Source organism: Noviherbaspirillum aridicola, assembly GCF_019656455.1.
In the GTDB taxonomy this organism is placed as follows: domain Bacteria; phylum Pseudomonadota; class Gammaproteobacteria; order Burkholderiales; family Burkholderiaceae_D; genus Noviherbaspirillum; species Noviherbaspirillum aridicola.
Genome location: NZ_BPMK01000001.1, coordinates 143019 through 155442 on the forward strand (window position 1 = coordinate 143019; position 12424 = coordinate 155442).

The window sequence follows — 12424 nt, forward strand, 5'->3', positions numbered from 1 at the left end:
GTACAGACATTAAATCCGTGCCGGTATTCCTCATCAGCGGGCACGGGGGCTTGCGGCGGAGCAAAGCAAGGCGCGGACCGCGGAATCGGCTCCGGTTCCGCCGGTCTTACCGCAGGCAATTCCGCCGTCACGATTTCGGGGACAGACCATGACCAGGGCGCGCAAGGGGCAGTTCGAACGCATGCTTAGCCGTGAGGAATTCGGCAACCGTTTTCGGGGCTCGTTCGGGCGTCCCGAATTCCTTGCCGTCGACGATGCCCTGCGGCAGGTGGAAGAGGCGGCGTGGGATGTCTATATCAATTCGAAGAAGACGCTGCGCACCGACAAGGCGGGCGCGGGCTTCGCCGACCCGGAGTATGAGCTGTCGTTGGAGTGGCGCCAGACGCGCGACCGGCTGCTCGCGGCGCAGGCCCGCCAGCAGGATCCCGCCTCGCCATCGCGCGTGCTGCTCGTGTGCGGCGCGGACCGCAACGACGGCACCTGCCCCGGCGAGATGTCCAAGACCTTCCGCCTGACGCAGCTCGCACGCGAAGTGCTGGAGGCCGATGGCGTCGTGGCCGACGTGCTCGACCTGAGCCGCCTGGTGTCCGACTATGACTGGCATATCCATCCCTGCAAGGGCTGCGTATCGACCGCGATGCCGCTGTGCCACTGGCCGTGCAGCTGCTATCCGAATCATGCGCTGCGCCAGACCAACGACTGGATGGGCGAGATCTACGAGAAATGGGTGGCCGCGCATGGCGTCATCCTGCTCACCCCGGTCTACTGGTATCAGTCGCCGAGCGCGCTCAAGCTGATGATCGACCGCCTGGTATGCGCCGACGGCGGCAATCCGGACCCGACCACGACCTCGGGCAAGGACGTGGAGAAGGCCAAGGCGCTGGAAGAAGCGGGCTGGAGCTATCCCAAGCACCTGGCCGGCCGCGCCTACGGCCTCGTGGTGCACGGCGACGTCGCCGGCATCGAGGGCTCGCGGCGCGCGCTGTCGGACTGGCTGGACTGGATGGGACTGGTCGACGCGGGAATGAAGGCGCGGCTCGACCGCTACATCGGCTACTACGAGCCCTATGCGCGCAGCCATGACACGCTGGATCGCGACATGGCGGTGCAGGAAGAGGTGCGCAACGTGGCGCGCGCGGTGGCGGGCGCGGTGAGCGCACTGCGCGGCGGGCGCATGGCGGTTCCGGATGCCGCGCTGCGCCAGCCGCGCCCGAAATAGCATCCACGGCCGCAGCCGGAAGAAAGAGGGGAGCAACATGAACCAGCGAGAAGATGCACCGCGCGCCGCGCGGGAGCGCGACGACGCCGATGCCGTGGACGCGCGGCGCGTGATGCACCGCACGGTGCTGTTCGATACCGTCAGCCTGCTATTCGTGCTGGCCGCCAGCGTCATCTGGCTCGCACCCGAGGTGCTGCTGCTGATATTCGCCTGCGTGCTGATGGCCATCCTGCTGTACGACGTCAGCGCCAGGCTGCGCGGCTGGCTCGGATTGCCGAACTGGGCGGCCCTGACCATCGTGGTGGTCCTGCTGCTGGCGCTCATCGTCGGCGGCGGCTGGCTGATGGCGCCGCAGATATCCCGCCAATCGAGCGAACTCGCCGAGGCCGTTCCCCAGGCGCTGCAGGAACTGCGCGACACGCTGTCGCGCTACCCGATGCTGGAAAGCCTGTCGTCCGGTATGCCGGCGGGGGAACAGATGACGAAGCAGCTCGGCAGCCTGCTGCCGCGCGCGGGCCTGGTGTTTTCCGGCGTGCTCGGTGTGCTCGGCAACGTCGCGATCATTGCCTTCGTCGGCGTCTATCTCGCCGCCCAGCCCCGGCCCTACATCAATGGCATCGTGATCCTGGTACCGACGCGCAGGCGCGAACGGGCGCGGGAAGTGCTGGATGAACTAGGCCGCACGCTGGGGCAATGGCTGGCCGGCAAGGCGCTGTCTATGCTGATCGTCGGCATCGTGACCACCGCCGGCCTGGCGCTGCTCGGCGTGCCGCTGGCCCTGGTGCTCGGCATCATCGCCGGCTTGCTCGATTTCATTCCCTACGTCGGGCCGATCGTGGCCGGGGTGCCGGCCGTGCTGATCGCGTTCACCGAAAGCCCGGCCCTGGCGGGGTCCGTCGCGCTGCTGTTTCTGGCGATCCAGATTGGCGAGGGCTACCTGCTGATGCCGTTGATCGAACGCCGCACGGTATCGCTGCCGCCGGCGGTGACCATCGTGGTGCAGGTGCTGATGGGCGCGCTGTTCGGCATGGCCGGCGTCGCGCTCGCCACGCCGCTGGCCGCGGTCGGCGCCGTGCTGATCACCATGCTGTATGTGCAGGACGTGCTCGGCGACCGGGTGCCGACGCCGAGCCAGAAGGATTGAAGCGGAACCTTTGCCAACCGGGCAAATCAGGCATGAACGCATCGTTCAACCCCACCTTCCGGAGGCTGTCATGGTGAACCCGATTCAAGTCCAGAAATTTCTCAAGGGCGTCGATTATCCCGCCAACAAATCCGCGCTGATCGAAACCGCGCGGCAACAAGGCGCCGACGACGACGTGTGCAAGGACCTCGAGCAACTCCCCGACGAGGATTTTCAGACGCCTGCCGAAGTCAGCCAGGCCCTGGGCAAACTGCACTGATACGGGACGGGAGACGCTCATGAAAGCAGTGGTATTCCACGGCATCGGCGACATCCGCCTCGACGATGTGCCGGAGCCGCGCATCGAACAGCCCACCGACGCCATCGTGCGCCTCACCGCCAGCGCCATCTGCGGCACCGACCTGCACTTCGTGCGCGGCACCTTCCCCGGCATGAAGGAGGGCACCGTGCTGGGACATGAAGGCATCGGCATCGTCGAACAGGTCGGCGAGGGCGTGCGCAATCTCGCGCCCGGCGACCGGGTGGTCATTCCCTCCACCATCGCCTGCGGCTACTGTTCCTATTGCCGCGAGGGCTATTACGCGCAGTGCGACAACGCCAATCCCAACGGCGCGTCCGCCGGCACCGCCTTTTATGGCGGCCCCGAGCCGGCGGGCGGCTTCAACGGCCTGCAGGCGGAAAAGGCGCGCGTGCCGTTCGCGCACGTCAACCTGGTGAAGCTTCCCGATGAAGTGAGCGACGATCAGGCGATCCTGCTGTCGGATATTTTCCCGACCGGCTATTTCGGCGCCGACCTCGCCGACATCAGGCCGGGCCACACGGTGGCGGTGTTCGGCTGCGGTCCGGTCGGGCAGTTCGCGATCGCCTCGGCCAGACTGATGGACGCGGGCCGGGTGCTCGCCATCGACAACCGGCCGGACCGTCTCGACATGGCGCGGCGCCAGGGCGCGGAGGTGATCAACTACGACGAGGAAGACCCGGTGCAGACGATCAAGGATCTGACCGGCGGCATCGGCGTGGACCGGGTCATCGATGCGGTCGGCGTGGATGCCGAGTGTCCGCACCACGGCCCGGCGGCGCAGCAGGCGAAGCAGCAGGAAGCCGCCTTCCGGCAGGAGCTGGAGCAGATCGCGCCGCAGCAGAATCCGCAGGGCGACAACTGGCATCCTGGACAGGCGCCGTCGCAGGCGCAGCAATGGGCGATACAGGCGCTGGCCAAGGCGGGCACGATGTCGATCATCGGCGTCTATCCGCCGAACGACACCTCGTTCCCGATCGGGATGGCGATGAACAAGAACATCACGATCAGGATGGGCAACTGCAATCATCGCAAGTACATTCCGCACCTGATCGAGCTGATCCGCAACGGCAGCGTCGATCCGACGGAGATCGTCACGCGGCACGAGCCGCTGGTATCGGCGATCGATGCCTACAAGGCTTTCGATACCCGCCAGCCGGGCTGGCTGAAGGTGGAACTGGTGCCGCAACAGGGGCAGGCGGGACGGTGACGGTGGGGCGTAGGGCGCGCGGCCGGTTCAGATGCTCTCGGTCCGGCTGACCGACGCCCTGACCGCATCCTTCGCGCCGAGCCTGATCGAGCCGTCCGGCCGTTCATAGGTGCCGATCAGGCAGCCGCTCGCGATGGCGCGTTCCTGTATGGCTTCCAGCAGCGCTTCCCGTCCCGGAGTGCCCGAGAAGGCGGGCCCGCTCTCCAGCGCGAACAGCTGAAAAGCGTAGCGGTGCACGCCGTGCCCGGGAGGCGGGTCGGGCGGCAACCAGCCGGTGCGCAGGTAGGAATTGCGCCCGACCTGGCCGTCGAGTTCGTCGGAATCCAGCTCGCCTTCGTGCAGCACGCCGTCGTGCGCTGGCAGGTCGACCGCGATCGCATGCACCAGCGGCTGCGGCGTCGGCGCATCCGCATCCTCGACGATCAGGGCGAGGGTGGCGGTGCCCTCCGGCACGCCGGTCCATTCCAGCGGCGGCGAGCTGCCTTCGCCGTCGGCGGTGAAGCGCGCCGGTATCGGCTCATGGTCGCCGAACGACAGGCTGGTGACCTGCAGCGCGGCGGTGCCGGCCCTGAGGTCGATCTGGTTGAAGGCGATTTTTTCGAGCCCCGCGCGCCGGTGTTGCAGCGCGTGGCCGATGACGCTCGGCAGTTTTTCCAGCATGAGAACCTCCTGCGCTTGTTCAACTTATGCGGCCAATATCCGGTCGGTATCCATTCGGTATCCCACCATCATCCGGCCATATTGCTGCCTGATTTTCTCGCAAGCCAAAGGTTCCTCGGAAATTGCGCAGGGATGCGTCGCGGCAGCCGGCGGAACGGCGGTGCGTCTTGCGACTCTGAATGCTTGCACGAGAGGACAGAAACATGACCCGCAACAATTCTCCATCCGCGCCGGCCGTTCTTGCGCTCGGCAGCATCAACGCGGACTTCCAGGTGCGGATAGCGCGCCGGCCCGAGGTCAGCGAAACCCTGATCGCGAGCGACTTCACCCGACTGTCCGGCGGCAAGTCCGCCAATGTCGCCTGGCTCGCCGCCCGGCTCGGCGTGCCGGTGCGCCTGTACGGCCACGTCGGCGACGACGACCTCGCGGAGCAGGCGCTGGCGCCGCTGCGACGGGCCGGCATTCCGCTCGACGGCGTGCGCAGGGTGGCCGGCCAAGCCACGGGGGTGTCGATGATCACGGTGCCGCCCGACGGCAAGAAGGGCATCGTGCTGGCGCCGAATGCCAACCACGCCTGGGACGAGGCGGCATGCGCCGCGCTGGCCGGGGCCATCCGCGGCTGCCCGCCGGAGTCGGTGCTGGCGACCAATGGCGAGATCCCGGCGGCCGCGTTGCGCGCGGCGATGCGGGCGGCGCGCGAGACCGGTATCGCCTGCCTGCTCGATCCGTCGCCGGCGGACGCAATCGGCGACGACCTGATCGCGCTCGCCGACTTCCTCGCGCCGAACGCCGGCGAGGCGCAGCAGCTCTGCGGCTTTTCCTTCGACGATGCGCAGGGCGCGCTGCGCGCGGCCCGTGCGCTCCGCGAGCGCGGCGCGGGCGTGGTCTGCGTCAAGCTGGCCGATGGCGGCTGCGTGGCGTGGGACGGCGGCCGTGCGCTGCATGTGCCGCCGGCGCCGGTCGAGGTGGTGGACAGCACCGGCGCGGGCGACGCCTTCGCGGGCGCGCTCGCGGTTGCCCTGCTGGAGCGAAGGCCGCTGGAGGAGGCGGTGCGCTTTGCCGTGGCTGCTTCGCATCTCGCGGTGACGGGCTGGGGATCGCAACCGGCTTATCCCGGGCGCGAGGCGATCGGGGACATGATGCGGCGGCTGGAGGCGCGCGGCGATGCGCAGTGACGCGGGGAGGGACATGGCCGGCGACTCGGCATGGACGATAGAATTCGACCATTACGACCCCGGCGACGAGACACGGCGGGAAGTGATCCTCGCGCTCGGCAATGGCGTATTCGTCACGCGCGGCGCGGTGACCGACAGCGGGCAGGACGACCGGCACTACCCGGGTACCTACCATGCCGGCTGCTACGACCGCGTGCCGAACCAGGTCGCGGGCGAGCGCGACATCACCGAATCCCTCGTCAATCTTCCGAACTGGCTGCCGCTGGTTTTCCGGCCGGCCGCCGGCGCATGGTGGCGGCTCGATGAACTCGGGATCCTCGAATACCGGCAGCGCCTCGACATGCGCGGCGGCCGTACCGTGCGCGAAGTGCTGGCGCAGGACCGCGACGGCCGCCGCCTGCGCATCGAAGAAGAGCGGCTGGTGAGCATGGACGATCCCCGCCTGTGCGCGTTGCGGCTGCGGCTGCAGCCGGTCAACTGGACGGGACAGGCGGAGCTGAAGGCGACGCTGGACGCGCGGGTGATCAACGCCAACGTGCGGCGCTTCGAAGACTATGAAAAGCGGCACCTGCGCGTACTCGGCGCGGAGCTTGCCGGCCCGGGCGTCGCGCTGCTGTCGGTGCAGACCAGCGACCGCCGCGCCACGGTGGCCTGCGCCCAGCGCCTGCATGCCGGGGGCGCCGGCGACGGCGGCAACGAGATGGCGGGCTGCGCGAACGAGGGGCAGTGCGGCCATGTGCTGCGCCTGGCCTTGCGCGAGGGCGAGTGCGCCAGCGTCGAAAAGCTGGTCGCGCTGTGCAGCTCGCTCGACCCGCGCCACGCCGATCCTTCCGCCGCCGCGCTGGAGGCCGTGGCCGGGGCGCCGGATTTCGACACGCTGCAGGAACGTCACGCCCGGGCCTGGGAGCGGATGTGGGCGGACGTCGCGATCGAGGCCGACCGCGCCGACGTGCTGCGCGCGCTGCGCTTTCATGCCTTCCATATCCTGCAGACGGTATCGCCGCACACCGCCGCGCTCGACGCCGGCATTCCCGCGCGCGGCTGGCACGGCGAGGCCTATCACGGGCATGTGTTCTGGGACGAACTGTTCGTGCTGCCCTTCCTCAACTTCCGCTTCCCCGCGATCGCGCGCGCAAGCCTGATGTACCGGCACCGCCGCCTTGGCGCGGCGCGGGAGGCCGCGCGCGCCGCCGGCCTGCGCGGCGCGATGTATCCCTGGCGCAGCGCGAGCGAAGGCGTCGAGGTCACGCCGCGCCACCAGAAGAACCTGCTCAACGGCGAATGGATGCGCGACCACACCTGGCGGCAGCGGCATATCGGTTCGGCGATTGCCTTCAGCACCTGGCATTACTGGCTCACCACGGGTGACGACGCCTTCATGCAGGACTGCGGCGCGGAGATGATGCTCGAGATCGCCCGCTTCTGGGCCAGCATTGCCGAGCCGGCCGGCGACCGCTACGTCATCCGCGGCGTGATCGGACCGGACGAATACCACAACGCCTATCCCTGGCGCGAGGAGGCCGGACTCGACAACAATGCCTGCACCAACCTGATGGCGGTATGGACCCTGTGCCGCGCGCGTGAGCTGCTCGGCATGCTGCCGGCGGAGCAGGCGGCGTCGCTGCGGCGGCGCCTCGCGCTCGACGACGAAGAGCTGGCCCTGTGGGACCGCATCAGCCGCCGCATGACCGTCTGCTTCCATGAGGACGGCGTGATCAGCCAGTTCGAAGGCTTCGAACGGCTGGAGCCGTTCGATCCCGACTGTCTGCCGCCGCACCTTGCCGGCGAGCGTACCGACTGGGCGCTGCGCGCGCTCGGCAGAAATCCGGATGAATTCCAGGTGACCAAGCAGGCCGACGTGCTGGCCCTGTTCTACCTGCTCGGCGAGGACGAAGTGACAGGCATGCTGCGGCGGCTGGGCTATGCATTCGGGCGCGAAGACATCCTGCGCACCGCGCGTTATTACCTGCCGCGCACCGTGCACCGATCGAGCCTGTCGAGGGTGGTGTACTGCGGCGCGCTCGCCAGGCTCGACCCGGCGCAGTCCTGGGATTTCTGGCTGCATGCGCTGGAGACCGACCTCAATCCGCTCAAGGGCGAGAGCGTGCAGGAGGGCGTGCACCTGGGCGCCATGGGCAGCACGATTGACATCCTGCAGCGCCGCTATCTCGGCATCTCCGCCACACCGCAGGGCCTGCGGATCGATCCGGCGCCGCCGCCGGGACTGGGCAGGGTGAGCCTCGGGCTGCGGTATCGCGGGCTGCGGCTGCAGGCAGAAACGCGGGACGGCTGCCTGGCGATCACGGCGGATGGGGGCAATGCCGGTCCGCTGCACCTGCTGCGGGGCGAAGAGCGCATCGCGCTGTCGCCCGGCGAATGCGTCGAGATGCCGCTGCCGCATTAAGGGACGAGGGACAAGGGAAAAGGAACGGGGCGGGCGGACCGCCTCACCCCGTTCTAACCGCAGTCACGGCAGTCAAGACCCATAGCGATCAGCAAGGAGCGTACCGGGGCGTGACCCCGCACTCCCGGCGCTCCGGCGCGCGGCGCATCTGTAACATTTGCTTACATTTGTAGATTCTGCTCGGGCGCACGGTGTTCCGCCGCGCGCAAATCCTCCGGACGGACCGGATGTCCTTCCTCAAGCCACGTCCGTGTGCAGGCCGGCATCATGGGCTCATCCCGCGCCGGCGTCATGCTGGTACGCCTCTTGCGCGCGGGCAGTGCTCTCAGCCCACGGTTCCGCCCAACATGTTCTCGCTCCCCGCCGTCGCCACCTGCTGCATATTCGCCGCCAGCCTGCTGCCTGCTTCACTGCAGGCGCAACAGGACCCCCAGGAACTGATGCGCCAGATCAGCCGCCAGGTCATCGAAACCGCGCGCACCGACCCCGCCATTGCGCAGGGGGACCGGCAGCGCATCGCGCAGCTGGTGTCGCGCGTGATCCTGCCGCATGTCGATACCCGCCGCATGACGGCGCTGGCCGTCGGCCGCCACTGGCAGCAGGCGACGCCTCAGCAGCAGGACAGGCTGAGCCGGGAATTCCGGGACCTGCTGGTGCATGTCTATTCCGGCGCGATCGCGCAGGTGCGCGACAAGGAGCTGGTGTTTCTCCCGATGCGCGGCGATCCGGCGACCGGCGAAACCGAAGTGCGGTCGCAGGTGGTGCAGCGGGGCGGCGCCGAGCCGATCGAACTGAACTACCGCCTGGCGCGCGGCCAGGACGGCTGGAAGATTTACGACCTCAGCGTGGTGGGAGTATGGCTGGTGCAGTCGTACCGCGACAGCTTTTCGCGCGAGATCGCGCGCTCCGGCATCGACGGACTGATCGCCGCGCTGGCGCAGAAGAACGAGCGCCTCGCGGGCGCCGCCGGCACCAGCGGCAACTGAGTCGCGCCGCGCCGGGTTCAGGCGGGCGCCGGCGCACCGCCGAGGCGGAATGCGCCGACCAGCTGCGCCAGGCTCTGCGCCTGTTCCTGCATCGCGCGCGCGGCGGCGGCGGCCTGTTCCACCAGCGCCGCGTTCTGCTGCGTGTTCTCGTCCATCAGCCCGATCGCCTGGTTCACCTGGGCGATGCCTGCCGTCTGTTCCTGGCTGGCGGCAGCGATATCGCTCATGATGACGGTCACCTGGCGGATGCTGTCGACGATGTCGTTCATGGTCTTGCCCGCTGCATCGGCGAGATGGGCGCCGCTCTCCACCTTCTCGACCGAGTCGCCGATGAGGGCCTTGATCTCCCTCGCCGCGCCGGCGCTGCGCTGCGCCAGCGTGCGCACTTCCGCCGCCACCACGGCAAAGCCGCGCCCCTGTTCTCCCGCGCGGGCCGCCTCCACTGCCGCGTTCAGCGCCAGGATATTGGTCTGGAAGGCGATGCCGTCGATGACGCCGATGATGTCGGCGATCTTGCGCGCCGACGCGTTGATCGCGGCCATGGTCCTGACCACCTGTTCCACTGCTTCGCCGCCCCTGCGGGCGACGTCCGACGCGTTGCCGGCCATGGCGTCGGCCTGGCGGGCGTTGTCCGCGTTCTGGCTGACGGTGGCGGTGAGTTCGTCCATCGAGGCCGCGGTCTCGCCGAGCGAACTCGCCTGCTGCTCGGTGCGCGCGGAGAGGTCGAGGTTGCCGCTGGCGATCTGGCTCGATGCCGAGGCGATCGTATCCGTGCCGGTGCGGATCTCGGCGACGATGCGGGCGAGGCTGTCGCGCATGCCGCGCATCGCGTGCATGACGCTGGTGTCGTCTCCGTTCCGCACGGCGATGTGCACCGACAGGTCGCCGCCGGCGATGCGGGCCGCGATCTCGCCGACGTCGCGCGGCTCGCCGCCAAGCTGGCGCAGCAGGCCGCGGGTGATGGCGGCGGCGATCGCCATGGCGAGCAGGATGGCCAGCGCCGACAGCGCCAGGATGATGCTGCCCGAGCGCTCGATCGAGGCTTCCGCCGCCGCGCTGTCGCGCTCGATATCCTGTTGCACGCCGCGCAGGATCAGGTCGATCTCGCCGACGATGCGCCGCCGCAGCGGGCTGCATTCGGCCACCAGGAAGCGGCCGAATTCCTCCATCTGCCCGGCTTCCCGGTAGCGCCGCGGGCGTTTGAGTTCTTCCGCCATCGTCAGCAGGTCGGCGCGGGCCTGGGCGAATTCCGCGTGGCCGGCGAACAGCGGCGTCACGGCGTCGAGCGCGGCCAGATAGGCCGCCTTCTGCTGGTCGAGCAGGTCGAGCTCGCGCCGGGCTTCGCTCTCATCCGTGAAGATGTAGGCGTTGCGCGCCGCCAGCCCGGTCTGCCCGAGCGCCTCGCGCACCGCGTACAGGCGCTCGAGCTTGTCGGTGCGCACCCGGTTTTGCTCTTTCACCAATGCTTCGATGTTGCGCGTCTGGATGACGGAGCAGACGGAGAGCACCAGGATCAGGAAGATGATTACACCGAAACCGAGGCCGAGCCTGGCGCCGAGTGTCAGCTGCAGACGAGTTTTCATGGACGGAGACCGGTCGTATGAGTGGATGGGAAAAGCCCTGGCGGAAAGCGCTGGCGGACCGCAGTGATCCGCGGACGACCCGCGATTGACCCGCGGTTTCCCGATGATGTGAGGCGGGGACACAACGCAAGCGCAATAGTTCCGCAAGGCAATGTTAATATGCGCCCGCGGTAAGCTCTACGGCCGACCGATACCCATTCGTACAAATCTCGTTCGCCGCCGTACAACGCCCTCTAGACTGTCATCCATGGACCGCCTGCTCTCACTGTTGCCGCACTTCGGATTCGAGGCATCGGTCTTTTTCCGCGGTCATTTCTGCGGCGAGAACCTGTTCCGAGGAGACGACGAAGTCGGCCACCTGCACCTGCTGCGCGCCGGGCGCGTGGCGATGGAGCACGCGGACGGCAGCGTGCTCGATCTGCAGGAGCCCAGCCTGGTTTTCTATCCGGGACCCTACCGGCACCGCCTCGTCGTGCCTTCGGACTCGCAGGCGCACCTGCTATGCGCGAGCGTGCGCTTCAGGCATTTCCGGCGCAATCCGATCGCACTCGCGCTGCCGCCGGTCATCCGGCTCCCGCTGCAGGAAGCCGACGGTCTCGACGCCGTGCTGGCGCTGCTTTTCACGGAAGCCGAACGCGACGAACTCGGCAACCGCCTGATCCTGAACCACCTGTGCGACATCCTGGTCGTGCATCTCATCCGCCACGCCCACCGGCACGGGCTGATCCATGCCGGCGCGCTGGCGGGGCTGTCCGATCCGCAGCTCGCGCCGGCGCTGGCGGCGCTGCACGATCATCCCGCCCGCCCCTGGACAGTGGATGAGATGGCGGCCGAGGCGCACATGTCTCGCACCGCGTTCGCCAATCGCTTCCGGCAGCTGATCGGGGCCACGCCGGCGGAGTATCTGACCGCGTGGCGGATGGAACTGGCGCAGGGCGCGCTGCTGGAGGGGAAGTCGGTGAAGGAGGTCGCGGCGGCCGTCGGCTACGGCACGCAGCCGGCGCTCACCCGCGCCTTCGCGGCGCGCTACGGCATGTCGCCGACCGAATGGCTGAGGCGCCAGGCGGGATCCGGTGCCGATCCCGGTGCCGCCGTGCCGGCTACGTAATCGGCCGGATGACGCGGCAGGGATTGCCGGCCGCGAAGACATCGTCGGGAATATCGCCGGTGACCACGCTGCCGGCGCCGATCACGCTGCGGTGGCCGATGCGCACGCCCGGGCAGATGATGGCGCCGCCGCCGATCCAGACCTCGTCGCCGATCTCCACCGGCCGGCCGGCTTCCAGCCCCGTCCGCCGCTCCTGCGCGCGCATCGGGTGCGTGGCGGCGTAGATCTGCACCGCCGGACCGAGCAGGGTTCCCGAGCCGATGCGCACCGGCGCGACATCGAGGATGACGCAGTTGAAGTTCATGAATACCCGGTCGCCGAGCGTGATGTTGGCGCCATAGTCGCAATGGAAGGGCGGCTCGATCCAGGTGCCGGATCCGGAATCCGGCATCAGCTCGCGGATCAGGCGGGCGCGCTCCTCGGGCTGGTCGTCGCGGGTATCGTTGAGCGCCCGGGTGAGCAGCCGGGCGCGGCGGCGATCCGCGCTGAGTTGCGCGTCGAGGGGATCGTACGGCTCGCCGGCGAGCATCTTTTCCTTTTCGCTTTTCATGCTGGGCGGTAGTCGTGGAAAGAACGGTAGATGCCGCGCGCCGGCGCGGGTTCGGTTAGTTCGCGCCAGGCATTTCCGGCGTCATCT

General features: G+C 68.6%; 11 protein-coding genes. 8 read left to right on the top strand and 3 right to left on the bottom strand.

The window, feature by feature from the left end; all coding sequences use genetic code 11:
* Window positions 1–148 precede the first annotated feature (148 nt).
* The 4 genes from NCCP691_RS00725 to NCCP691_RS00740 all read left to right on the top strand — a co-directional run bounded on the left by NCCP691_RS00725 (window position 149) and on the right by NCCP691_RS00740 (window position 3871).
* Complete coding sequence (locus NCCP691_RS00725; protein WP_220806316.1) at window positions 149–1219, top strand: flavodoxin family protein; 1071 nt, start codon at window positions 149–151, stop codon at window positions 1217–1219.
* 37 nt (window positions 1220–1256) lie between these two features.
* A complete protein-coding gene (locus NCCP691_RS00730) occupies window positions 1257–2363 on the top strand; it encodes an AI-2E family transporter (RefSeq protein ID WP_220806317.1) in 1107 nt (368 codons plus the stop codon).
* 70 nt (window positions 2364–2433) lie between these two features.
* The gene (locus tag NCCP691_RS00735; protein WP_220806318.1) at window positions 2434–2622 is read left to right on the top strand and encodes a DUF2795 domain-containing protein; all 189 of its coding nucleotides are present in this window, start codon (window positions 2434–2436) and stop codon (window positions 2620–2622) included.
* 19 nt (window positions 2623–2641) lie between these two features.
* Complete coding sequence (locus tag NCCP691_RS00740; protein ID WP_220806319.1) at window positions 2642–3871, top strand: zinc-dependent alcohol dehydrogenase; 1230 nt, start codon at window positions 2642–2644, stop codon at window positions 3869–3871.
* Window positions 3872–3898: 27 nt separating this feature from the next.
* Here NCCP691_RS00740 and NCCP691_RS00745 read toward each other — a convergent pair whose 3' ends face one another.
* Window positions 3899–4531, bottom strand: coding sequence for a YbhB/YbcL family Raf kinase inhibitor-like protein (locus tag NCCP691_RS00745; protein ID WP_220806320.1), 633 nt, complete (start codon window positions 4529–4531; stop codon window positions 3899–3901).
* Window positions 4532–4734: 203 nt separating this feature from the next.
* Here NCCP691_RS00745 and NCCP691_RS00750 point away from each other — a divergent pair, with 203 nt between their 5' ends.
* From NCCP691_RS00750 to NCCP691_RS00760, 3 genes are all read left to right on the top strand, one after another.
* Entirely contained in the window at window positions 4735–5706 is a 972-nt protein-coding gene (locus tag NCCP691_RS00750) for a ribokinase (RefSeq protein ID WP_220806321.1), read from the top strand.
* 13 nt (window positions 5707–5719) lie between these two features.
* Complete coding sequence (locus NCCP691_RS00755) at window positions 5720–8110, top strand: glycoside hydrolase family 65 protein (RefSeq protein WP_220806322.1); 2391 nt, start codon at window positions 5720–5722, stop codon at window positions 8108–8110.
* Window positions 8111–8457: 347 nt separating this feature from the next.
* Window positions 8458–9096: an MlaC/ttg2D family ABC transporter substrate-binding protein gene (locus tag NCCP691_RS00760; RefSeq protein ID WP_220806323.1), complete on the top strand. Its 639-nt coding sequence runs from the start codon at window positions 8458–8460 to the stop codon at window positions 9094–9096.
* Between the two features lie 17 nt (window positions 9097–9113).
* Here NCCP691_RS00760 and NCCP691_RS21480 read toward each other — a convergent pair whose 3' ends face one another.
* A complete protein-coding gene (locus tag NCCP691_RS21480; protein ID WP_220806324.1) occupies window positions 9114–10679 on the bottom strand; it encodes a methyl-accepting chemotaxis protein in 1566 nt (521 codons plus the stop codon).
* A gap of 247 nt (window positions 10680–10926) precedes the next feature.
* Here NCCP691_RS21480 and NCCP691_RS00770 point away from each other — a divergent pair, with 247 nt between their 5' ends.
* Complete coding sequence (locus NCCP691_RS00770; protein ID WP_220806325.1) at window positions 10927–11787, top strand: AraC family transcriptional regulator; 861 nt, start codon at window positions 10927–10929, stop codon at window positions 11785–11787.
* Here the strand turns inward: NCCP691_RS00770 and NCCP691_RS00775 are convergent.
* Window positions 11780–12337, bottom strand: coding sequence for a sugar O-acetyltransferase (locus NCCP691_RS00775; RefSeq protein ID WP_220806326.1), 558 nt, complete (start codon window positions 12335–12337; stop codon window positions 11780–11782). The genes NCCP691_RS00770 and NCCP691_RS00775 overlap by 8 nt on opposite strands.
* Window positions 12338–12424 lie beyond the last annotated feature (87 nt).